This window comes from uncultured Xanthomonas sp. (assembly GCF_964278005.1).
In the GTDB taxonomy this organism is placed as follows: Bacteria; Pseudomonadota; Gammaproteobacteria; order Xanthomonadales; family Xanthomonadaceae; genus Xanthomonas_A; species Xanthomonas_A sontii.
In genome coordinates this window covers 1-26,084 of sequence record NZ_CAXYKF010000016.1, presented here as the reverse complement: position 1 = coordinate 26,084, position 26,084 = coordinate 1, and the positions used below count along the sequence as shown (strand labels likewise).

The window sequence follows — 26,084 nt, the reverse complement described above, 5'->3', positions numbered from 1 at the left end:
CGCTGTGCGACGTCTGGCCGCACGATAGCGGATGCCGACGAGTTCCAACTCTGCCGACCTTCCCTGCTCGTACTCCCTGCCTGGTGCATACGCCCAAGTTGAGAATGCCTAGCATCGCCGCTTAATGCTGGCAGTGAAGGAGGGTTCGGATCTTGGGTGTCTGGAGACTTGGCTGGGCGGTGCAAAGCGAGCATTGGTGCTGCTGATTGGGCTGGAGATCTCAGTGATGTTGCAGAGGTCGCCGTCAGCCGCGCTGTTGAGGCGCCGGTACTTTGCAGTGGCCCGCTGACAGTGGACGTGCCACGTCAGTTTCGGGTCCGTCTTCCGGCGCAACGGCCGCGCATCCTGGCTCAAGGGTCAGGACTCGCCAGCATCGCTACTGATGTCCGGAATGGATTTTCGGGCCGAAACGGAGAGGAAACCCTTACGGGTGATGCGCGCTGTCTACCCAATGCCAGTCCAAGCCGGGCGGAGCGGGGACATCAAAGCGATTTTTCTGAACTAAATTTCTTTCTAAAAAAACTACCATGATATTGTAAATATCTATTTTCAGATTGGATTGCTGATGTCGCCAAAACCCTGGGGGCGCTCTGCACTTCTCGCTATCTGGAAGCGCGACCGTCTAGCAAAGTTGTACATTCATTGCTTGCCGATGGGGCTGTATTGTTATGTTGCATAATTTCGTTGGAAATTCTTGCAAGTAATCATTGAGGAAAGAGGTCAGTCCGGGTTGCTGAGCCTGCAGTCAACCCGTGCGCGTGACGGAGATGCGTATTAATTTGGAGTTTCACTCTCGCATTTCTGTGCGGTAGATGCCAAGTACCTAATAGTCGATCCCTGCCTTGGGATGACCGAAAAGTGGAAGGGCATCAATGGCTATGCTGGAAGAGTAATTTGCAGGTGCGATGTCTTTGCCGTATCAACAGAAGCAACGGCTATTGCGCGCATCACTTCTTCACGAGGTTGAAAATCGAACAACTTCTCGCGGCATCATCGCCTGCGCGGCAAGTGATTCTTTGGAGCTAGGTAGATCCAGGTGAGCTGCATATGCGATTGGACAAGAAATGAGCCCATCCTTGGCGACGGCCTTGCTCGATTTCTCATCTGTCTACGGCTTCTTTCGATAGGTGTGATATCAAGCAGAGCATTGATGGGTGTTCCGCTCAAGTTCAGATGATCCTCTGTGGGGACAGAAGGATGTCGTCATTCTCTAAAGGAATGATGCCGGCGCCATCGCGATACAGAGGAAGTTTGGGGCGATATGGATACCGCGATTATTGGAATGGCGTTCCGATTTCCCGGGGCGAACGACACTACGACGTTCTGGAAAAATCTGATTGACCGCAAGTCGAGTGTGACCGAGATTCCAGCGCAACGCTGGGATTGGCGTGGTGTATGGGGCGACCCAAAGCACACTGTCAACAAGACCGATAGCAAATGGGGCGGATTCATCGACACGGTCGACGCGTTCGATCATGAATTCTTCGGTTTTCTGCCCAAGGTTGTGCAGTCCATGGATCCGCAGCAGCGGATCATGCTCGAGCTTGCCTGGAATTGCATGGAAGACGCGGGTGTAGCACCTTCGGGCGTGCGCGGACGCAAGATCGCCGTTGTCGTCGGTGTCTTCAATCACGATTACAAGGAGTTGCAGGAACGCGACGAGATTTCGATCGAAGCGCATCATTCCACCGGTACCGCGACGGCAGTGATCGCCAATCGCGTATCGCATTACTTCGACTTGCGCGGGCCTAGCGTGCCGATCGATACGGCGTGTTCGAGTTCGCTCAACGCGATCCACAATGCCATCCAGGCCTTGCAGTACGACGATTGCGAGATGGCGCTCGCCGGTGGCATCAATCTGATGTTGACGCCGACCCGCCATATCTCGTTCTCGAAGATGGGCATGCTCTCGCCGAGCGGCATCTGCAAGACCTTCGACGATGCTGCCGACGGCTACGTGCGCGGCGAAGGCGCGGCGTTCTTGCTGCTCAAGCCGCTGGAGCGCGCCATCGCCGATGGTGACGCGATCCATGGCGTGATCAAGGGCTCCGCGGTCAATCACTGCGGCAGCACCTATACCTTGACCTACCCGAGCCCGCAGGCGCAGGCCGAGGTCATCATGTCTGCGCACGAACGCGCCCAGGTGGCCATCGACAGCCTGGGATTCGTCGAACTGCACGGCACTGGCACGCCGAAGGGCGACCCGATCGAGTTCGAAGGGCTGCTGCAGGCGTTTGGTGGCCTGGCGCGCAAGCAGGGCATCGAACTGCCGTCCGGTTACTGCGGCGTGAGTTCGGTGAAAACCAATATCGGCCATCTCGAAGCGGCCGCAGGCGTGGCCGGCGTGATCAAGGTGTTGCTGGCGATGCGGTATCGCCGCCTGCCGCCGTTCCAGAATTTCGCCAGGCTCAACCACCGTATCGCTATCGAAGGCACGCCATTCTATGTCCTCGATGACAGCCGCCCCTGGTTGCCGCCTGCGCCAGGGCTACCGCTGCGCGCCGGCGTGAGTTCGTTCGGATTCGGCGGCACCAATGCCCATGTGATTCTGGAGGAGGCGCCGGCGGCGCCGGTCGGGCGCGGCGTCGGCCGTGTTCGCAGCGATGAACCCGTGTTGATCGCCTTGTCGGCCAAGACCGCGGCGGCCTTGCAGCGCCGCATCGCGATACTGCGCGATTGGGCGCGGGACGATGCAGGACGGACGCGGCTGATCGATGTCAGCCGGACGTTGCTATTGGGCCGCGACGCCTTGGCTTGCCGGTTCGCCTGCGTGGTGGATAGCCCTACCGCATTGCTGGATGCATTGAATCAGGCGATGGATGTGAACGCCGATGACGCCGCCACGCCCGAAAGTGTGGACGCCGAGGCGCTGCAGGCGCTGCTGTCGAAATGGCCAAAGCTGAAGAAGCAGGCGCGTATCGACGCTTTGAGCGCCCTGGCGAAGGCCTTCCGCGGCGGCGCGAAGCTGTCGTGGTCGCCGCTGTTCGCTGGCGTATCTGCACAGCCCGTGCGCCTGCCCGGCTACCCTTTCAAGGGAGCGACCTTCTGGACGCCCGCGCCGATCACGGCGGATCTGCGCGGCGAGGCCGCGGCCGATGCCTGCCTGCACCCGCTGCTGCACCAGAACGTGTCCGTCCTTGGCCAGCAGCGTTTCCGCTCGACCTTCGACGGTCGCGAGTTCTTCCTTGTCGATCACGTCGTCGACGGCCGATCGATCCTGCCAGGCGTCGCGTACCTGGAAATGGCGCGGGCCGCCGCGAATCTCGCGCTGGCCGATACTGCGGATGCGAAGGCCCCGTCCACTGTGAGCTTGCGCGACGTGGTCTGGCAGCGTCCGCTCGAAGTGACGGACGCTGCGGTATCGGTCGAGTTGGAGCTGGATGCATCCGGCGACGGTGTGGCGCAGAACGCCGACCCGGCTCGTCTGCGCTTTCGCGTGGTTGACGCGCAAACGCGTGAATCGGCGCAGGTGTACTGCCAGGGCCGCCTGCACGTCGACCGGGATGCCGGCGAAGCGCTGGTGGATATCGATGTGATCGGCAACGAATGCGTGGCCGGCCTCGTCGATTCGGCCGCCTGCTACCGTGGCCTGGCCGGCTTGCAATTGCAATACGGATCGACGCACCGGGCGATCGCCGATGTGCGGCTCGGTACCGGCCAGTGCCTGGCGCGGATCGTGTCGCCAACGCAGCTTGCAGCCGGCCACGCCGCGTTCGTCGTGCATCCCAGTACAGCCGATGCGGCGTTGCAGGCGGCAGTCGTGCTCGCGTCCGCCATCGACGCGACCAACGCACCGCGCGCGCATGCGCCGTGCCTGCCGTTCGCCCTGGATCGTCTGGATATTGTGGACGCGGGGACGGATTCCAATTCGGATGCAACCGAGCTGTATGCCTGGGCGCGATTCGTGCCGACTGCCTCCGTCAGCGAGCGGGTTTCCCGGCTCGATATCGATCTGATCGAGTGCGTGCCTGGCCAATCCGTCGGCCGCGTGCGCCTGGCGTTCCGCGGATTGAGCTTGCGTCCTCGCATGGCGCAAACCTCGGCGAAGCAGGGGCCCAAGGCTTCCGCGATGCGCCTGCCGCCCGAATCGATTGCCGGCGATCTGTACGCGCCGTTGTGGGTGCGGGCGGCGGTACCGAGCGCGGCGCAGGCGCCTGCGACCGTGGTGATGATCGGCGAGCGGGACGATCTGGACAGCCTGCATGCGCTGCTCGCACGATCTCCTCGGTTCGCCGGCACGAGTTTCGAACGCTTGCCGGTCCTGGCCGCCGACGCCGGACTCGCGCCGGCAGAGGTGGGCAATGTCCTTCGCGCCGGTTCGCTCGCCGATGCCGAGGCCGTGGTCGCGGCCTGGAGAGCGCGCGGCGCGCAATTGGAATATGTTGTCTGGATCGCGCCGAGGCCCAGCGATAGCCTGTTCGTGCAGGCGCGCATCGATGCTGGCGCGCGCACCGTGTTCGCGTTGGTCAAGGCGATGCTGCGCGGTCCAAAGCGCGCGCGCTTTGTGCATCTGCATCAGCAGGATTTCGGCGACGCGCCCGATCGCAATGGCCTCGGCGCCGCCGATGTCATCGCGCTGGGCGGGTTCTACAAGGCGCTGGCGATCGAAAAGCCGAGCTTCAGCGGACGTGTCGTGCAATGCCCGGCCGATAGCGCCAGCTGGGCCGACCTGGTCGCCGACGAATTGCTCGCCGCCGACAAAGTCACCGATGTGCGCTATCGCCACGGTCTGCGCGAGACGCGCCGGTTTGCGCCCGTGCACTCGGACGCGCTGCCGGCTGCGGCGCATGCGGGCAGCACCGGCTTTCGCGCGGAGGGCGCGTATGTCATCACCGGCGGACTCGGGGCCCTCGGCCTGATCGTCGCCCGCCATCTGTGCGAGCGCTATCGGGCCACGGTGTATCTGACCGGTCGCAGGCCGCTGTCCGAGGCGCAGCGGTCGGCGCTTGAGGCCTTGGCCGGCCTGGGTGGTCGCGCGGTGTATTTCGCATGCGATATCAGCGATCGCGATGCCGTCCGCCAGGTCTTTGCGGCGATCCGCGAGGATCTGGATCAGCGCGATCAAGTGCTGAACGGCGTGCTGCACTCGGCCGGGGTCATCGAAGACGACTTCCTGCTGCGCAAACCCGTGGAAGCGTTCGCGCGCGTCATCGCACCGAAGACCCTCGGCGTGTGGTGCCTGGACCAGGAGACGCAACATGATCCGCTGGATCTGTTCGTTCTTTTTTCATCCGTCACCGGCGTGCTGGGCAATGTCGGGCAGAGCGACTATGCGTTCGGCAACGCGTTCGAGGATGCGTATTCGGCGATGCGCGAGATGCTGGTCGCAGGTGGCCAACGCAGCGGCAGGTCGGTGTCGATCAACTGGCCGTACTGGCAAGACGGCGGCATGCGTCTTGGCGAAAAAGAAGAGGGGGCGCTGCAGCGCAGCTTCGGGATCGTGCCGTTGACGACCCAGCGTGGTATCGAGGTGCTGGAATACGCGATCGCGCAAGCACAGCCGCAAGTCGTGGTGATGCCGGCCGGCGACATCGAGAAGGTGCGTGAAGTGCTCGGTGTGATCGCCGAGGATCGCCAGCCAGCGGCCGCCGCGATCGCCATCGCTGCGCCATGCGCCGACGAGGTGCATGCCGACGACGCTCCTTCCGCCTGGCACGCGCCGGTATCGCGTTTTCTCGCGAACTTGTTCGCCTCGCAGCTCGGCATTTCCGCCGACTTCGAGCCGGACCGCTCGTTCAAGGATTACGGTTTCGATTCGGTGGTGATGATCGATCTCATCGCCGATCTGGAAAGATCCTTCGGCACGCTGCCGAAAACCCTGTTCTTCGAATACCAGACGCTGGGCGAACTCAGCGCGTACTTTGTCGAACACCATCCGGAACGGTGCCGCGCGATCGCGCGCCCCGCGCAAGCCGTCGTCGACATCGCCGCGGCAACGGGCGCATACACGGCGTCGGATACGCCTGCGCCGGTCATCGCGCACGATTCCGGGCGTGCCGCCGCCTACGCGGCGGCATCGCCCACCCGCAGCCGCGCCGCCGAACCCGCAACCCCGCCGCACCGCGACGACATCGCGATCATCGGTCTGGCAGGCCGCTATCCGCAGGCCGAGACGCTGGAGGCGTTCTGGGACAATCTGCGGCTGGGCCGCGACTGCGTCGAGGAGATTCCCGCCGACAGACCGGATCTAGCGGCGAAGTTCCGTTTCCAGCCGGGCGAAGCGACGCGCGCCAGCAGCTACAGCCGTTGGGGCGGTTTCCTGCGCGGGGTCGATCAGTTCGATCCGTTGTTCTTCAATATCTCGCCCAAGGAAGCGGAGAATATCGATCCGAACGAGCGCCTTTTCCTGGAGATCGCCTCGCAGGCGATCGAGGACGCAGGCTATACGCCGGACACGCTGGCGCAGGCGCGTGGCCATCGCGAAAACCCGGTCGGCGTGTATGCCGGCCTGATGTGGGGCGACTACCAGTTGCATGGCGTGGATCGTCCGCGTGACAGCTGGGTGGTGCCGCACAGTTTCTATTGGGCTGTCGCCAACCGGGTTTCGTATCAGTTCAATTTTTCCGGTCCGAGTCTGACCATCGATACCGCTTGTTCCTCATCGTTGACCGCGATCCATCTGGCCTGCCAGGCGATCGGCGTGGGCGAGATCGACGTCGCCATCGCCGGTGCGGTCAACCTGTCGCTGCATCCGAACAAGTACAACCTGCTCTCGGACATGCATTTCCTGTCCAGCGACGGCCGCTGCCGCGCTTTCGGCGAGGGGGGCAACGGCTATGTCCCCGGCGAAGGCGTCGGCGCGGTGGTGTTGAAAGGCCTGGCGCAGGCGCGTCGCGACGGCGACCACATCTACGGCGTCATCCGCGGCTCGTCGATCAACCACGGTGGTAAGGCCTCCGGTTTCACCGTGCCCAATCCCAAACGTCAAGCGGCATTGGTGCAGCAAGCGCTGGATGCGGCGGGCGTGGATGCGCGCCATATCAGCTACGTCGAGGCGCATGGCACCGGCACGAGCCTGGGCGATCCGATCGAGGTCGCAGGCCTGACCAAGGCCTTCGCCCAAAGTGAGCATCAGTACTGCGCGATCGGGTCCGCCAAGTCCAATCTGGGCCATCTCGAAGCGGCGGCCGGCATCGCCGGTTTGACCAAGGTGCTGCTGCAGATGCGGCATCGCAGTCTGGTGCCGTCAATTCATTCCGATACCCCTAATCCTTACATCGACTTCGCGCACAGCCCGTTCCGTGTGCAGCGCAGCTTGCAGCCCTGGTTGCGTCCGGTCGTCGAGCACGCCGGCTCGCGCAGGGAACTGCCGCGACTGGCGGGCATCAGCTCGTTCGGTGCCGGCGGCAGCAACGGCCATTTGATCGTCGAAGAATACGTCGAGGAGGCGCGCGAGGACTCGGGCGCCGATGCGCCGGTCGTCGTCGTACTGTCCGCGCGTCGCGACACCGCCTTGCGCGAAATGGCCGCCGGGTTGGCCCGACGTTTGCAGGACGATCCGACCATCGGTTTGCAGGATACGGCGTATACCTTGCAGATCGGCCGCATCGCGATGGAAGTCCGCGTCGCCTTCGTGGCGGCATCGCGGCGCGAGTTGCTGGATGCGCTGCGCCTGTACGCCGAGAAGGGCCTGCTGGCTAGCCAAGCCTGGTCCGGTCATCGCGATGCCGCCAAGCGCGACCCTGCGGTAGCCGCGCGCGGCGCCGCCGCTGCGGCGCGGCTGTCGGAAACGCTCGCCGCTCGCGATCTTGCCGCTCTGGCGCAGGCCTGGGTGGACGGCGTATCGATCGATTGGCGTGCGTTGCATGTCGCCGGCAGCCGGCGTCGCGTGCCATTGCCGGGGTATGCATTCCAACGCCAGCGTTACTGGGTCGAGACATCGGACCTCGGCGCGAGCGTCGAGGGCGGCGTCGCCGCATTGCATCCGTTGATCGACGCCAATGTGTCTACCCTGGAAGAACAGGCCTTCCTGAAGACGTTCCGCCCCGACGCGTTCTATTTGCGCGATCATCGCCTGGGCGACAACCGCGTCCTGCCGGGTGTGGTGTATCTCGAACTGGCCTTGCAGGCGTCGCGTCTGGCCGCACCCGGCCGCGTAGTGATGGCGATCGAGGATGTGCATTGGTACAGGCCGATCATCGTCAACGATCTGCCGCAGGCCGTGCGGATCTCGCTGTTGCCCGAGCGTGGCGCGGTTGCTTTCGCCATCGACGCCTTCGGCAGTGATGCGCAACAGCCGCATGCCGATGGTGCGATTGTGTTCGGCGACGCGTTCGCGGCTGGCGAGGCCGCAGGCGTGGATCTGGCCGCGATTGCGGCTCGAACCGCCTCGCTCGACGGCGTCGACGTGGAGGCTGCGTTCTCGGCCATGGGCTTCGCCTTCGGCGAGAGCTTCCGGGTCTTCGAAAGTCTGCGTCACAACGCCGACGAGGCACTGGGCATGCTGCGCCTGCCGCGCATCTCCGGGGTGGAGGCGGGCGACTTCGTGCTGCATCCGGCGTTGATCGACGGTGCCATCCGGGCCAGTCTCGGTGTCGGCGGCTTCAGCGCGAGCGCCGATGGTATCCGCGTGCCGGTACGGTTGCGCCGGATCGAGATCCTCGCGGTCCCGGGCGAACAGGTGTTCGTGCATGCGCGCCGGAGCGCGGTCGTGCACGGCGCTACGACGCCGGAGCAATCGCACTTCGACCTGATCTTGTGCGATGCGCAGGGCCGGGTACTGGTGCGTATCGAACAGCTCACCATCCAGTCCGCGCCGCAGCTGTCGCTGCTCGCGCGTGCGCGTACGGCGCCGAAGCAGATAACGGCCAAGGCCCTGCCGGCGACGATGCAGTCGCCTGCGGCCGCGGCGACGTCGGCTACGCTTGAACCGCAAGTGCTGCAGGCGATCGCGACCGCGCGCCTGGTCGAACTGCTTGCCAACGTCACTAAGCTTGCGCCAGCGCAGATCGATCCGCATGCGCCGCTGGAGAACTACGGCATCGATTCGGTCATGATCGCGGCCTTGAACCGCGAGTTGGAGCTGCGTTTCGGAGAGGTGCCCAAGACGCTCTTCTTTGAGTACCAGGAACTGTCCGGCATCGCCGGTTACCTTGCGGAAGATCACGCTGATGCGTTGCGCGCGATGGCGCCGGCCAGCAATGGACACGTGCCGGCGACGCAAGCCATCGTGGTAGCGCAAGCTCCCCTTCTCTCTGTCGACGCACCTAGGCTTGCTACGCAGGAGTTCTTGCGCCGCATTCTGGGCGAAACGGTTGGCCTGGGGCCACACGACATCGATCCGAACGCGCCGCTGGAGAACTACGGCATCGATTCGGTGATGATCGTCAAGCTGACCGGGCACCTGGAAGTGGCCTTCGGCGCGGTTTCCAAAACGCTGTTCTTCGAGTACCAGGACGTTGCCAGCTTGGCCGAGCATTTGGCCGAGACCTTCCCTGAGGCCGCTCAGGCCTTGGCTGGCGCCGGTCCAGTGGCCACGCCGACGGCATCGATCGCGGCCGCCAGCCCGAGCGGCGGGGAACCGTCGGCCGCGGAAAGCGGCGGCATGGGCGTGCAGGACCAGCTGTTCCGGCAACTGCGGCGGATTCTCGGCGCGGACGCCGCGAATTGCAGCCTTGGAACGCCGATCGCGCATTGGCCGCTGGACGCGGTCAACATCCTCACGGTACTGCATGCCTTGGCGCGGGACTTCGAAGGCGTGGACGCGTCCGCTCCTTACCGCCACCACACGCTGGCCGATTGGGCCGCCGAACTGCAGTGGCATGAGGGACGCGCCGAACAGATCCGCTCGGAACTGCATGCGCAGGCAACCGCGTCGAATCCGATGCCCGCGAGAGCGCGCGCGCTCACCGCTTCGAGCGAATTCCGTCGTCTGCGCGGCGGATCGGATCGCTTCGAGGCGGAAGACATCGCCATCGTCGGTCTCAGTGGCCGCTATCCCGGCGCGAACGATCTTCACGCGTTCTGGCAGAACCTCTCGGCCGGCCGCGACAGCGTCAGCGAGATCCCGCTGTCGCGATGGGACCATGGCCGTTACTTCCACCCCGACCGCACGCGCAAGGGCGCGGTCTACAGCAAGTGGGGCGGATTCATCGACGGCGTGGATCAGTTCGATGCGCGCTTCTTCAATATTTCCGCGCGCGAAGCCGAACTGATCGACCCGCAGGAGCGCTTGTTCCTGCAGACCGCGTGGGAGTGCGTCGAGGACGCCTGCCAGACCCGGCAATCGCTCAAGGGTCGGTCGGTCGGCGTGTACGTCGGGGTGATGTGGGGCTATTACGCCCAGATCGACGTCACCGACGAGCAGCTCAAGTCGGGTCGGCCGAATCCACCCTTCTCCTCGATCGCCAACCGCGTTTCGTATTTCATGAATTTAGACGGCCCGAGCATGGCCGTCGATACGATGTGCTCGTCGTCGCTGACCGCGATCCATTTGGCGTGCCGCGCCATCCACAATAGCGATTGCGAGATGGCGATCGCCGGCGGCGTCAACGTGATCGTGCATCCGAACAAGTATCAGAAGTTGTCCGCCGCGCAGTTCCTGTCCAGCGACGGCCGCTGCCGCGCGTTCGGCGCCAATGGCGACGGTTACGTGCCTGGCGAGGGCGTCGGCGCAGTAATGCTGAAGCGTTTGAGTCAGGCGATCCAGGACGGCGACCACGTCTATGGCGTGATCAAGGCGACCAGTCTCAATCACGGCGGCAAGACCAATGGCTACACCGTGCCGAATCAGCTCGGGCAGACCAATGTGATCGGCAAGGCGCTCAGCCAGGCCGGTTGGGATCCACGCAGCATCGATTACATCGAAGCGCACGGTACCGGCACGTCCTTGGGCGATCCGATCGAGATCGCAGGGCTGACCCGCGCATTCGATGCGGCATCCGCACCCTTCGGCCGCGGTGCCGAATCGGACCGCCAGAAGTGCCGCATCGGCTCGGTCAAGTCCAACGTCGGCCATCTGGAATCGGCTGCGGCTATCGCCGGATTGACCAAGATCCTGCTGCAGTTCCGCCACGATGCCATCGCGCCGTCCTTGCATGCGTCGCCAGCGAATCCGAACATCGATTTCGCCCAGGCGCCTTTCCGCGTGGTTCAACAGCAGGAGCCGTGGATCGCGAGCGGCTCGCGCCGTCCGCGTCGTGCCGGCTTGAGCTCCTTCGGTGCAGGCGGCGCCAACGCACATTGCCTGATCGAGGACCATCCGCGGACCTTGCCGACGGCCGCCGATGGCCGGCCGGTGCTGTTCGTGTTGTCGGCCGATGGTGAAGAGCGCCTGATGCGCTATGTTGATCGCATGATCGCGTTCCTGGAGCGCGGCGGCGATCCGGATGTCGGTCTGGACCTTCGTTCGCTCGCCTATTCCTCGCAGATCGGCCGCGAGGCGATGGACGAACGCCTCGCGATCGTCGCGACCAGCGTTACCGATCTGCTGCACGCGTTACGCGCTTGCCGCGCCGGCTCCAGCGCCGAGGGCATGCTGCGCGGTTCGCCGCGCCGGCAAGTCGAGAAGCTCGAAGCGATCGTCGAGGAAGGCGAGCGCGACGTGATCATCCGCAACTTGATCGTCGGCGGTCGCCTGCCGCAGTTGGCGCGCGCCTGGGTGTCGATGCTCGACGTGGAGTGGGCGCGTTATGTCGAGATCCTGTATCCGGTCGGCGCCGGCAGCGCCCCGCCGCATCGCGTGCCGTTCCCGACCATGCCCTTCGTCACCCAGCGCTATTGGGTCGAGGAGAAGCGTAGCGATGCGGTCGCCGACGCGCCGCATCCGTTGATCGACCGCAACCTTTCCACCCTCGCCACGCAGATCTACCGCAAGCGCTTCGATGGCCAGGAGTTCTACCTGCGCGACCATATCGTCCATACCGATCGCGATCGCAAGATTCTGCCCGGCGTGGCCTATCTGGAAATGGCGCGTGCGGCCGGCGATCTTGCCGCGGGGGAAGGGTGGCGCGTGTCGCGTATCCGCAATTTCGCCTGGCGTCAGCCATTCGAAATCGCCGGCGTGCCCGATGCTTTGACGATTCGCATGCATAGAGACGAGGCCGGATTGCAGTTCGACGTGCTGCGCGAGTCCGATGCTGCGATCTGCGCAGACGGCGAGCTGGTGTTCCAGGATGTCGAAGACGAAGTCGCCGACGAGTGGCTGGATATCCGGGCCATCGTCGCCCGCGGAACCCGCATCGACCGCGATCCGGAAGCGATCTACTCCGCTTTCCGTCGCATGGGCTTCCATTTCGGCCCCTCCTTCCAGGTCACCCAGGCTCGCTATCGCCTGGCCGAAGGCGCACTCTGCGAATTGCGGCTGCCGGCGCATCTGCGCTCGGGCATGGGCCAGTTCGGTATGCATCCCTCCTTGCTCGATGCCGCGCTGCGCGCCGGGCTGGCGGTCGAGGTGGCCCGTAGCGGCGATCCGGTCGTGCCGATCGTGCCGTTCGCACTGGACGAACTGGAGATTCGTCACCCGCTCACCGAAACCTGCTATGCGCATGTCGTGCGCAGTCGCGATGCGCTGGCGGCGGCGCTGCCGGCCGGATTGGCGCCCGCCGCCGACGCGACCGCGTACAAGTACGACATCCTGGTGACCGACGCAGACGGCCGCGTGCTGGCGAAGTTGCATGGTTTCAGCGGCCGCGCGCTTGTGCGTCAGGAGTCGCAGGCCCGCGCGGTCCAGTTTTTCGACGATCACTGGCTTCCTGCGCCGCCAGCCCTGGCCGCAGCCACAGGCCGCGTCGCACGGACGATGCTGGTGGTCGCAGACGACCTCGAACTCGCGCAAGCTGTGGTTCGCGCGTTGCCCGAGGGCGATCGCGGCGTCGCGGTCGCATTCGCCGTGAATGGAGAAGATGCGTCTGCGTCGGAACGGTTCGATCCGTTAGATGCCGCGAGTGCGTCGGCCCTGTTCGATTCGCTGCGCGATCGCGGGCTGTTGCCGGAGCGCATCGTGATTTGGAATGGCGCATCCGATGCCGCGTGGTCGGCCGATGGTGCCGGCGCGGGCGCCTTGCATCGCGGGCTGCAGGCGGTACGCCAATTGTTCGTCGCCTCCGAACAGGTCAATCCCGGCGCCGCGGTTCGGATGCTCTATGCCTATCGCGACGACGGCGACGTCCATCCGCAGCACGAGGCGATCATCGGATACGCCCGTTCGCTCTTGATGGCCAGTCATCGCTTCGAACTGTCCACGCTCAGCGAAGACCGGGACGGAATCGAGGTGCGTGCACGGACGATCATCGACGAGCTTGAGGTGGACGCCGGCTTCGGTGCCAACGAGATCGCCTGGCGTGGCGGCCGGCGGCTTCGCCGCACGCTGCGCGCCCTGCCGATGGCCGCGCATGATGCGAGTGCCGCATTGCCCTTGCGTGAGACCGGCACGTATCTGATCACCGGCGGCGCGGGCAAGCTTGGTCTGGCGGTGGCGCATTGGTTGGCGACGACATGCCGGGCGCGGCTGCTGCTCTGCGGACGCTCGGCCGAATTGCCGGCGAGCGCGCGCGAGACCGTGGACGCGATCCGCGCGCTCGGCGCGCAGGTCGAGTACCGCAGCGTCGATATCGCCGATACGGCCGCGATCGCGACATTGGTGGCAATGGCCGAACACGAGTTCGGCGGCCTGAACGGCGTCATTCACTGCGCCGGCAACGCCAGCGATCGCTCCATTCTCGAACTCGACGATGCCGGCTTCAACGCGCTGCTCGCGCCCAAGGTCGACGGCTTGATCGCGCTTGACCATGCGAGCGCATCGCTGCCGCTGGATTTCTTCGTCGCATTCTCGTCGGTCTCCGCGCTGATCGGTGATCTGGGGTCCGGCGCGTACGCGGCCGGCAACCGTTTCATGGACAGCTATGCGCTGTGGCGCGAGGCGCAGCGCGCCCGCGGACTGCGTCATGGCCGCAGTCTGTCGATCGGTTGGCCGTTGTGGGCGACTGGCGGCATGGAAATCACCGGCGGCGATTCGGTGGTGTTCGGGTTCTCCGGCATGCAGGCGCTGAGCGAGGCCGAAGGGTTGGAGATTCTCGGCACGCTGCTGCGCTCGGCACAGGGCCGCGTGCTGGTCACGGTCGGCGACCCGCAACGCATCGCGAAGACCTTGCGGTTGCCGGAGGTGGCTGAGCCGCAACTGGACACGCCGGCCGTCGTTGAGCGCGGCGTTACGATGCGCATGGTCGGTGCCACGCCGGTGGTGCACGACATGGCATCGGTTGCGACGCGGCGCACCGTACATCCCGAGCCGAAAGTCCCGCCGGCCAGGCACGGCGCAGCCGACGCAAGCAGCGCCGCCGACGCATTGGGTGTCGAGGTCGAACACCTGATCAAGCAACGCATGGCCACGGTCACCAAAACCCAGGCCTCGGCCATCGGTTCGCGCACCAGCTTCGAGCAGTGCGGGATGGATTCGGTGTTGATGCTCGAATTGCACAACGCACTGCGCGCGGACTTCGCCGAGCTGCCGAAGACCGCGCTGTTCGAGTACGACAGTGCCGCGCAGCTCGCGCACTATCTGCTCGCTCGCTACCCGGAGGCGGTTCGCCAGCTCTTTCCCGGTGCCGATGCGGTGGCTGCCGTCGCTCCGGCTAGCGACGCCAACGCAACGCCGGCCATGCCGGCTGCGGCTCGCGAGAAGACGGTCGCGCCGCTGCACTCCAAGCGGTTGCCGGCTGGGCGCGCGCCCGCCGTCGCGGCCGAGGCCATCGCGATCATCGGCATGGCCGGCGAGTTTCCGGCTTCGCCCGATCTGGATTGGTTCTGGCGCAATCTGCGCGAAGGCCGCGATTGCCTGACCCGCGTTCCGGCAACGCGGGGGTTCGCTTCTTCGCTCAACGACCATCGCTCGCGCTCGGGCCAATCGATCGCCGACGCCGGAGGCTTCCTGGCCGATGTGGAGCTGTTCGATCCGAAGCTGTTCCGCATGTCGCAGGTCGACGCCGACAAGGCCGATCCGCAACTGCGCGTGCTGCTGCGCGCCGCATGGCGTGCGGTCGAGGATGCCGTGTATACGCCGCAGGCCCTGGCCGCCTACAAGGTCGGTGTCTTCGTCGGCGCGATGAACGACGACTTCAGTCGCATCGTCGCCGACCTGCAGCGGGGCGGCAGCGAGTACATCGGTCCGGGTTCGGTGGCCAGCGAACTGTCGAACCGCTTGTCATTCGTGATGAACTTCCATGGGCCCAGTCTGACCGTTTCGACCGCGTGCTCGGGCGGGTTGACCGCACTGCATCTGGCTCGGCAGTCGATTCTTGCGGACGATTGCGAAGTGGCCCTGGTCGGCGGCATCAATCTTTCGCTGCATCAAAGCAAATACCAGTTGTTGCACGACATGAAGGTCTTGTCGCCAGACGGCAAGGAGCGCACCTTCGATGAAGGCGCCAACGGCCTAGTACCGAGCGAGGGCGCCGGCGTGGTGGTGCTGAAGCGGCTCAGCCGTGCGATTGCCGATGGCGATCATATCCACGGTGTCATCCGCGCCTCGCGCATCGGCCACTTCGGCACCGGCCCGGGACAGTTCATGCCGAATCTGCAAGTGATGGAGGACACCGTCGCCGATTGCATTCGTGATGCCGGCTTGGTCGCCGACGACATCGACTGTATCGAAGCGCACGGCACCGGTACCGAGTTGGGCGATCCGATCGAATTGAAGGCGATCGACAATGCGCTGCGGCGTACTTCCAGCGCGGTCGGCGGGTGCGCGATCGGCAGCAAGGCGGGTATCGGACACATGGAGGCCGCGTCCGGCGTCGGTTCGCTGATCAAGGTATTGCTGAGCATGCGCCACGGCGAATTCGCGCCTTGCGCCAAGCTGCGCCGGATCAACAGCAATTTTGATCATGCCGGTTCGGCGCTCCGTTTTCCCGATGCGGCGACGGCATGGCCACGCAATGCCAAGGGCACGCGTATCGCCGGCATCAACTCGTTCGGCATGGGGGGGGCCAATGCGTTCGTGGTCGTGGAATCGCATGAGTCCGCGCCGGCCGGAGCCGAGAGCGCCGCGTCGCCGGTCCTGTTCGTATTGTCGGCGCGTAGCCAAGAGGGGCTGAAGGCCTATGCAGACTCGCTTGCGGCCTTCATGCGCGAGCAGGTGGCGCAAGGACTGACCCAAACGGCCTTCGCCGACCTTGCGTACGCTTCGCAGGTTGGGCGTATTGCCTATCGTCATCGCCTGGCGGTGGTTGCCGCCGACGCGCAGGCGCTAATTGCCGCGCTGGAGCAGCCGAGCGAGGCCGGCGACCGGCGCGGAACGCTCTCCGGCGACATTGAAGCCCACGGTTCGCTGGACGTGCTGCGTTTGCTGAACGGCGATGCAGGAGAGGGCTTTGTTGACACGCTGCTGCGGGCGCGAGACCTAGACAAGCTCGCCGAGCTGTGGGTTCGCGGCGCGGCGATCGATTGGCCCGCGATCCACCACGGGCAATCGCGCCGCCGCGCGTCGTTCCCGGGCACGCCTTTCGAACAGGTACGTTGCGATTTGCGCAATCTGGTCGTCCCGGGTGGCGGCTCCTCTGCGCAATCGAGGTCCGCTGGCATCCAGACCGACGACCGCCTGCACATCGGCCAAGCCGAAGCCTTCGACGCGGCAGCGGACGCATCCGCGGAATGGCGCCGCCTGTCGGACGTCCTGTCTGCCGACGTCGAAGACGCATCTGGCCGGACCGTGGCCGATGCGCCTGACGATGAGTGGGTGCGCCGTTACTGGATCGAACACCTGGCCGACGCGGCCGATACCGTGGTCGCGCTGGGCGAGCGCATGTCGCTGGAATCCGCGGCGCCGGGCGGCGACAGGGCAGGCGCGGTGCATGTCGTGTCCGAGGTGGTTGATCCGGCATTGACGCAGTTGCTGCAGGCCTTCGGTTCGCGCCACGGCATCGCCCTGGAAACCCTGATTGCCGGGGCCTGGGCCGTGTTGCTCAATCGCTACAGCAACGCCCGTTACTCCCAGTTCGGCCTGCTCGGCGCCGATCATGCTGGCGAGCCGGTCTTGCTGCCGGTGCGGGTGCGCACCGTCGGTCGGCAGAAGATGCTCGAATGGCTGGGCGAGTTGCAGGCCACCCTGCTGCGCAAGCATCGCCATGCCTGCACGACGATCGAGCGGATCGGCGAATGGGTCGGGCGCGAGCAGTTGTTCGATTGCGTCGTGAGCTTTGCTTCGCCGATCGCGCCAGGCGAGGATGGCGAACGCCACCTCGCATCGGAAGCGCATCCCGGCGGCCTGAGGCCGCGCATGGAGCTTGCCGCGGCGATCGACGTCGATTCGCTGGAATTGAGCTTGATGTATCGCGCAGTGGAGCCCGACCACGCCAGTGCGGCGATGTTGCTCGAACAGATCGCCGTGCTGCTCGAAGGCATTGTCTCCAATCCCGATCGCATGCCGTCCGCGCTGGGCATGCGCACCAAATCCGAGAGTCGGGAACGCTTCTGGAAGGCCATGGATGCCAAAGCCATCACTACGGAAGGTTCCTGAATGACTGTTTTCGTCACCGGCGGCAATGGCTTCGTCGGTCTCAACATCGTCTCTGCGCTGGTCGCCGCCGGGCATCGTGTCACCGCCATCGTGCGGCCGGACTCGAACACGAAGTACCTGGAGCCGTTCGGTGTGCAGATCGTTCGCGGCGATCTGGGCGATGTGGATGCGCTATCGCGGGCCATGCGCGGGGCGGAGGCGGTGATCCATACGGCCGGCAACACCAGTTGCAAGTGGAGCGACCTGCCGATACTGCAGGCGGCCAATGTATACAGCACGCGCAACGTCGTCGATGCGGCCTTGCGCAATGGGGTGCGCCGGCTGGTCTACACCAGCACTACGTCGACGGTAGGCGCTTTCGACGACGCATCGCGCGTGGCCGACGAAAGCGTGCCGCTCACCGGCTACCGCAGGCGCAGCCCGTACGCGGCGACCAAACAGCAGGCTGAACGCGTCGTGTTCGATGCCAATGCGCGCGGTCTGGAGACGATCGTACTCAACCCGGCGGAAGTGGTCGGGGCCTACGATCACAACCTGCAGTGGGGACGCTTGTTGATCGCCGCGCATTACGACCAGCTCCCATTCAGCCCACCCGGCGGCGCGAGCTATTGTTCCGCGGCCGATGTGGGGCGCGCGCATGTCAGTGCGCTGTCCCATGGAAGGCCCGGAGAGCGTTATCTGCTGGGAGGCGAGAACATTCGTATCGCCCGCTTCCTGGACGTGATTGGCGAAGTGCTGGAAAAGCCACTGCGCATTCCGAGAGCGAACTATCGCTGGTTGCGCCTGAAGAGCACCCTGCAGGAACGCCGGTTTCCGTTCGTGCCCGGCCGTCCGGCGGTCGAGGCGTACCGGATGCGCGTGATGGGATGTACGTACTACTTCGATTCGAGCAAGGCCCAGCGCGAACTCGGCTATTGTTCCGCACCGATCGAAGCAATGGTTCGCGACAGCGCGGAGTGGTACAGGCGCAACGGATTTTTCGGCTAAGGCTGTGCGTGGACGATGCTCAGGACGCGGTAGGGACACTTAACAGGCAGGAAGGGAAGAACATGGACTCAAGAGCTTTGATCGAACTCGAACGCAAGCCTTTCAAGGAACGGCTCGCGCATCAGTACGAAACCTATGTGAAAGAGTTGGAAGCGGGGTACATGGTCGGCCGCCAGGGCTTCGGTCCGGTCGATCGCCGCATGAAGTACAAGGAACTCAACAGTGAGGTCTTCAATGAAGTGCTGGTGTTCGGTTCCAACAGCTATCTGGGCCTGTCGAACGATCCCTATGTGAAGCGCAAGGTGATCGAGGCGGTCGAGCTGTACGGCATCGGCAGCGGCGGTTCGCCGGCGTTCTCCGGCTATACCAAGCAGCATCGCGACCTGGAATTGCGTCTGGCCAAGTTGGCCGAACACGAAGATGCGGTTCTGTTGCCGGGCGGCTACATGGCCAATCTGTGCTGGGTCGCTGGCCTGATGAACCGCAACGACGTCATCGTCTACGACAAGAACAGCCACGCCAGCGTGATCAACGCGATCAAGATGGCCGGCGTGCCGTTCTACACCTTCGATCCGGATGAGCTCGACGGCTTTGAGAGGATTCTCGAGCGGATCAAGTCCAAGGCCAAGCCGGGCGCGCAGATCTTCTCCACTGTCGAGGGCGTGCGCTCGGTCGATGGTCTGATCATCGACCTGAAGAAGTATGTTGAGATCTGCAAGCGCCACGATGTGATCACCATCCTCGACGACGCCCACGGCCTGGGCACGGTCGGTCGCAACGGGCGCGGCACGTTGGAGCACCTGGATCTGCTAGGCCAGGTCGACCTGCGCATGTCCACCTGCAGCAAGGCGATCGGTGCGCAGGGCGCGTTCGTGTCGGGCAGCAGCGAGCATATCTTCCTGCTGCGCAATTTCTCGTATCCGTACCTGTTCACGTCGGGTCTGGCGCAGCCGACGATCGCCGCGATCTCGGCCGCGCTCGACGTGATGGAGCGCGAACCGCAGCGCATTGAGAACCTGCATGCCAATGTCCGCTACATCCAGGATCGCCTGGAAGCGGCCGGTATGCGCATCGCCCGCGGCGAATCCGGAATCGTGCCGGTGTTCTTCGGCGAGGACGGCGCGGTCAGGCGATTGAACAAGGAGCTGTACCGTCGCGGGCTGTTCGCCAACATCATGGAATACCCGATGGTTCCGCCGGGCGCCGAACGCCTGCGCTTGTCGGTGATGGCCACGCACACACACGAAGAAATCGATGCCGCGGTCGATCTGATCACCTCGACCGCGCGCGAGATGGGGTTGCTCTAACGCCGCCAGCGTTGGGCATTCGCGCGCCGCGACGCGCCAACAAGGTCCGGGCGAGCGTTGTCTCGTGCCGGAATGCAACGTCAGCTTAGGAGAGGGCCATGAACGTGTACGCAGAAGTGTTGTCCGCCATCAACGAGATCAAGCGCACCGGATTCACCATCGATACGGTGGAGCCGGATTTCTATCTTGGAGGCGATCTGGGCGTGGACTCGAGGGAGATGCTGGAGATCTGGTACGAACTGGAGCAACGCCTGAGCGTGCGCATAGCCGATTCGGACAAGCGCGACCGCTATACGCTGCAGGACGTCGTCGACGTGCTGAGCGCGCAGCTGAACAGCCGCGCGCTCGTCGCCTGAGACGGAAGAGGACGGCTTCTATGACGACGGTGTGGGTGTTTCCCGGGCAGGGGGCGCAACACAAAGGCATGGGCGGCGAGCTGTTCGGGCGCTATCCGGAGTTGGTTGCGCAAGCCGATGCGGTGCTGGGCTACTCCTTGCGCGAGCTGTGCCTGGAGGATCCGGGCGATTTGCTCAACCAGACCGAGTACACCCAGCCGGCGCTGTTCGCAGTATCGGCGCTGGCGTTTCTGCAGGCGCGCGATGACGGTGCGGCGGTCCCGACGGTTTTCGCCGGCCACAGTCTCGGCGAATTCGCCGCGCTGTTCGCCGCGGGCGCGTTCGACTTCGCGACCGGGATAGAATTGGTCGCCAAGCGCGGCGCATTGATGGCGCGAGCGCCACGCGGCGCGATGGCGGCGGTCATCGGGCCGGACCTGGCGCGGGTGCGGACGATCCTGCGTCAATCGGGATTGAGCGGCGTCGATGTCGCGAACATCAATTCCGACAGCCAGCACGTCCTCTCGGGCCTGCACGAGGACATCGATCGCTGCGAACCGGTGTTTGCCGAGGCGGGAGCGCGTTTCGTGCGCTTGAGGGTCAGCGCGGCCTTCCATTCTCGCTACATGCGCGAGGTCGAGAGCGCCTACGCCGAGTTCGTCGGACGGCTGTCCGAACAGGGGCGCCTGCATCCGCTATGCGCCGATGTCGTCTCCAATCGCACCGCTCGCCCGCATGCGCGCGAGACTTGGCTGCCGAAGTTGATCGAGCAGATCAGCCATCCGGTGAACTGGTACGAATCGATGTCGTGGCTGCTCGCGCAGGGCGAGGTCGCGTTGCGGGAAATCGGGCCGGGCGATGTGCTGAGCGGCTTGTTAGCCAAGATCCGCAAGGCGCCGATGATCTTGAGCGCTGCCCAGCGGCCGGCACCCATCGCGGCGAAGTCGCGGATCGTCTTCATGTATTCGGGCCAGGGCTCGCAGTACTACGGCATGGGCCGGGAGCTGTATGCAACCAACGCCGCGTTCCGGGAGGCGATGGACGCTTGCAATGCCGTTTATCGGGAGATGACATCGCGCGATCTGGTCGCCGAACTCTACGACGAAGCGAACAGGCGCCGTGAGATGACCGATATCGGTCTGTCGCACCCGGCCATCTTCAGCATCGGCTACGGCCTCACCCAAGCGATGGCGCATGCCGGCATTCGTCCGGATGCCGTGCTCGGCTACAGCCTGGGCGAGTACGCCGCCTCGGTCGCGGCGGGAACGTTGTCGCACGAGCACGCGATGCGCATCGTGATACGCCAGGCCGGGGTGTTCAGGAGCGAGGCCGCCGGCGGCGGCATGCTGACCGTCTTGGCCCCGGTCGGACATTTCCACAGCCATCCCGAGCTCTACCCCGATACCGTGATCGGCAGCGTCAACTTCGACGGAAACTTCGTTGTCAGCGGCAGCCGTGCGGCCATCGAAGACACCCGGCGCAGGCTCGACGCTCGGGCCGTCGTCTCGATGAGCCTGCCGGTCGAGTATCCGTTCCATTCGCCCTTGCTCGCTCCGATCGAGGGGACGTTCCTGCGCATGTTTGATGGCGTGCCGATATCGGCGCCGTCCATCGCGCAGTACTCCTCCGCGACCGGCGGTCGCCTGGAGCGGGTCGAGCCATCGCATTATTGGAAGGTGACCAGCCAGATGGTGGATTTCCGCGCCGCCATCGCCGCCATCGCCGCCGAAGGGTCGTGTCGCTTCGTCGATCTAGGCCCTACCGGCACGCTGTCGGGATTCATCAAGTACGGTTATGGCGATCGCCTGGAGCAGATCGTCACGATCAATCAGTTCGGGCGCAACGTGGAAACCGTCGCCGGCGCGATCGACAAGCTTGCTGCCTGAAACGTATCGGACCTTTCGGTCCGCACCATGGACAGGGTCGGCTGGAAGGCCGGTTCGATGCAGGAAGGACGGGGATTAAGGATGTCAAACGGAAATTACTTGGACGCTTCGATCCGCACCGGCTCCGATGCGGCTACGCCATCCGTCAACCCTGCGATCAGCAACGATTTCGATCGTCATGTTGCCTATTGGCGCGACGCGCTTGCCGGCGCGCCGGCCATGCTGGAATTGTCGACCGATCGTCCGCGCACCGGGCGAGAGGGTGCCGCTACGGCCAGCATCGGGGCCGCCATCGATCCCGAGTTGACCACACTCCTGGGCGCGCTCGCCGTGCGTCGCGGCACGACCCTGCAGGCCGCCCTGTTGGCGGCGTGGGCGGCGACGCTGGCGCGCTTGTCGAGCCAGGACGATATCGTGATTGGCGTGCCAACCGACGGCGGTGCGCCGGCCGGTTCGATCGGCGATGTGCTGCCGCTGCGTGTCGACCTGAGCGGGCAGCCGAGCGTCGCCGAACTGCTGGTGCGGGTCGATCATCGGCTGCGCGATGCCTTCGCGCACGCGCTGCCCAGCTTCGAGGGCATCGTCGCCTCCACCTCATCGCTGGCCGGGGCGCTGTCGGCGCCTGTGTTCCAGAGTGCGTTGGCCTTGCGCCAGGCCGATGCGCCAGCGCAGGCGCAGTCGGCGGGCGTGGATCTGGCGTTGGATCTGCGCCAGTCCGTCGACCGCATCGACGGCGAACTGCACTATGCGATCGCGTTGTTCGAAGCCGAAAGTATCGAACGCTACCTCGGCTACTGGCAGCGCATGTTGCTTGCGATGGCCCTGGACGAGACGCAGACGGTTTCGCGCCTGCCGATTCTGGGCGAGCCGGAGCGCCGCCTGGTTCTGGAGACCTGGAACGCGACGGCGATCGAGTATCCTCGCGACGCCTGCATGCACGAGTTGTTCGAAGCGCAGGTCGCGCGCTCGCCGCAGGCGGTGGCGCTGGTCGCCGGCGACCGCACGCTGAGCTATGCGCAACTCAACGAGCGCGCCAACCGCCTTGCGCATCATTTGCGTACGCTCGGCCTTGGCCCAGACGAGCGCGTCGGCATCTGCGTGCAGCGCGACGCCGAGATGCTGGTCGCGCTGCTGGCCTCGTTGAAGTCCGGCGCCGCCTATGTGCCGCTGGATCCGGCCTATCCGGCGGACCGTCTGGGCTACATGCTCGACGATGCCATGCCGCGCGTGGTGCTCACCGATGCCGTCGGCGGCCCCGTGCTGACGCAGGCGCTGGCCCTGGCCGAACAGGCGCAGTCGTTGAATGTGCTCGACCTGCAGGCTGATGCGGCTGCGTGGGCGACCGCATCCAGCGAGAATCCGTCGGCGCAAGCGGTTGGTCTGAATTCGCGCCACCTGGCCTATCTGATCTATACGTCCGGTTCGACCGGCCGGCCCAAGGGCGTGGCCATCGAACATCGCAATGGCGTCAACTTCATCTGCTGGGCCTTGCAGGAATTCTCGGCCGATACGCTGCGCAATTGCCTGTTCTCGACCTCGATCAATTTCGATCTGTCGATCTACGAGTACGGCGTGCCGTTGTCCTGCGGCGGCTGTGTGACCCTGGTCGACAACGCGCTGGCGCTGTTGAACGCGGCATTGCCGGTCACCCTGATCAACACCGTGCCCTCGGTGATGATGGAGCTGACCCGCGCCGAGGCGATACCGCCGACCGTGCGGGTGGTGAACGTCGCCGGCGAGCCGCTCAAGCGCGCGCTCGCCGAACGCATCATCGCGACCCCGCAGGTCGAGCAACTGTGCAATCTCTATGGTCCCTCCGAAACCACGACCTATTCGACCTGGACACGGATGGATCGCAGCACCGGCTTCCTCGCCGATGTCGGCCGCCCGATCGGCAACACCCAGGTCTATATCCTGGACGAGGCCGGCGCTCCCGCGCCGCTTGGCGTGGCCGGCGAGATATTCATCGGCGGCCACGGTGTGGCCCGCGGCTATCTCGGCAAGGCGGAGCTGACGGCCGATCGATTTGTCGACGATCCGTTTAGCGCCGAGCCTGGCGCGCGCATGTACAAGACCGGCGACCTCGGACGTTGGTCGAACGACGGTACGATCACCCTGCTGGGCCGCAACGACTTCCAGGTGAAGATCCGCGGCTTCCGTATCGAGCTGGGTGAGATCGAGGCCAGGCTCGGCGAATGCACGGGCGTGCGCGAAGCGGTGGTGGTTGCGCGCGACGACGACAGCGGCGGCAAGCGCCTGGTCGCGTATTGCCTGGCCGATGAGGTGCTGGACATCGCCGCGATTCGCGAGCATGTCGCCAGCGCTTTGCCCGATTACATGATGCCGTCAGCGTTCGTGCGCTTGGAAGCCTGGCCACTGACCGCTAACGGGAAGCTCGACCGCAAGGCGCTGCCTGCGCCGGACGAGGCGGCGTATACGCACCGTGCCTATGCGCCGCCGCAGGGAGAGATCGAGACCACGCTGGCCTCGATCTGGTCTGATCTGCTGCGGCTGGAAAAGGTCGGGCGCAACGACGACTTCTTCGAGCTCGGCGGGCATTCCCTGCTCGCCGTGCAGTTGGTGTCGCGGGTACGCAAGGCGCTCGATGTCGAGCTGACGTTCCGCGATGTGTTCGAAGCCTCGGAACTGCGTGAGCTTGGCGAGCGTCTGCCGCGCATTGCCGCCTCCAGCCTGAGCCCGATCAAGCCGGTGGCGCGCCGGCCGTTCATGCCGATGCCGCAGATCGTGCGCGGCTTCTGGGTCATGACCCAGCTCGGTCAGGCGACCTCGGCGCATCACATCGGCGGCGCGTATCGCCTCGCCGGCGACCTGGATCGCCCGGCGCTGGAGCGCAGTTGGCGCGCCATCGTCGCAAGGCACGAAATCCTGCGTACCCGTTTCGTTCAGATCGACGGCGAGCCCATGCTGGTCGTCGGCGACAGTGCGCCGTTTGAGCTGCGCTTTCAGGATATCCGTGGCGCCGAAGATGCGGCCGCTCGTTGCGAAACGCTGTATTCGGCGCTATACGCGGAACCCTTCGATCTCGGTCGCGACGTGCCACTGCGCGTGCAAGTGCTGCAACTGGACGAGCGTACGTTCGAGCTGCAATGGGTGACCCACCATATCGTCTCCGACGGTTGGTCGATCGGCGTCATGCTCAAGGAACTGAGCGAGTTCTATGCCGCCGAAACAGGCCAGGCGCAGGCGTCATTGCCCGCGCTGCCGGTGCAGTACATCGATTATGCTTTCTGGAGGGGCGAGCATCTGCCGGCCACCGAACTGGATCGGCAGATCGGCTACTGGCGCGACACGCTGGCGGGCGCGCCACCGCTGCTCGAGCTGCCCACCGACCGTCCGCGAGCGCCGCAGCAGGATTTTTCTGGTGCAGCGATCGACCTGCATCTGGACGAAGCCTTGACCGCACGGCTGAAGGCCTTGAGCCGGCGCCATGGCGTCACCCTCTACATGACGATCCTGGCCAGCTGGGCGGCGGTGTTCTCGCGCCTGTCGGGGCAGTCGGAGGTGGTGATCGGCAGCCCGATGGCCAGCCGCAATCGCGAAGAGATCGAGCCGCTGATCGGGTTCTTCATCAATACTTTTGCGCTGCGGATCGACCTGGGTGGCAACCCCTCCACCGGCGAGCTGCTCGCGCATACGCGCCAGCGGTTGCTCGATGCGCAGGCGCACGGCGATGTGCTGCTGGACCGCGTGATCGAAGAGCTCAAGCCGCCGCGCAACAGCGCCTACAACCAGATGTTCCAGGTGATGTTGGCCTGGCAGAGTCAGGATGAAGGCGAGTTGGCCCTGCCGGGCATCGACGTCGTGCGCGCGCCAAAGGCGATGAAGACTGCGCAGCTCGACTTGTTGATGGATCTGCGCGAGAAGGATGGCCGCATCAGCGGCTTCCTGAATTACATGACCGCTTTGTTCGATCGCGAGACGATCGAGCGTTTCATCGGCTATTGGCAGCGCTTGCTGACGGCGATGGCAGACGACGACACGGCACCGGTATCGGCGCTGCCGTTGTTGGGCGACGCCGAGCGCAGGCAGGTGCTGCAGCAGTGGAATGCCACGGCCCAGCCTTATCCGCGCGACAGCTGCATAGGGGCGTTGTTCG

At 64.9% G+C, this 26,084-nt stretch carries 6 protein-coding genes; all 6 read left to right on the top strand.

Going from position 1 to position 26,084, the window contains the following annotated elements:
- Positions 1–1,261 precede the first annotated feature (1,261 nt).
- Complete coding sequence (locus tag ACHWVH_RS11290; RefSeq protein WP_394687183.1) at positions 1,262–17,452, top strand: SDR family NAD(P)-dependent oxidoreductase; 16,191 nt, start codon at positions 1,262–1,264, stop codon at positions 17,450–17,452.
- Positions 17,453–18,439 carry an NAD-dependent epimerase/dehydratase family protein gene (locus tag ACHWVH_RS11285; RefSeq protein ID WP_295926422.1) on the top strand — a complete coding sequence of 329 codons (987 nt, stop codon included), beginning with the start codon at positions 17,453–17,455 and terminating at the stop codon, positions 18,437–18,439. It begins immediately after the preceding gene.
- A gap of 77 nt (positions 18,440–18,516) precedes the next feature.
- Positions 18,517–19,746, top strand: a complete 1,230-nt coding sequence (locus ACHWVH_RS11280) for an aminotransferase class I/II-fold pyridoxal phosphate-dependent enzyme (protein WP_394687182.1) — start codon at positions 18,517–18,519, stop codon at positions 19,744–19,746.
- 98 nt (positions 19,747–19,844) lie between these two features.
- Complete coding sequence (locus tag ACHWVH_RS11275; protein WP_295926428.1) at positions 19,845–20,102, top strand: hypothetical protein; 258 nt, start codon at positions 19,845–19,847, stop codon at positions 20,100–20,102.
- A 20-nt stretch (positions 20,103–20,122) separates the two neighbouring features.
- A complete protein-coding gene (gene fabD / locus ACHWVH_RS11270) occupies positions 20,123–21,967 on the top strand; it encodes an ACP S-malonyltransferase (RefSeq protein WP_295926430.1) in 1,845 nt (614 codons plus the stop codon).
- 99 nt (positions 21,968–22,066) lie between these two features.
- A partial coding sequence (locus tag ACHWVH_RS11265; protein WP_394687181.1) for an amino acid adenylation domain-containing protein occupies positions 22,067–26,084 on the top strand: 4,018 nt, incomplete at its 3' end.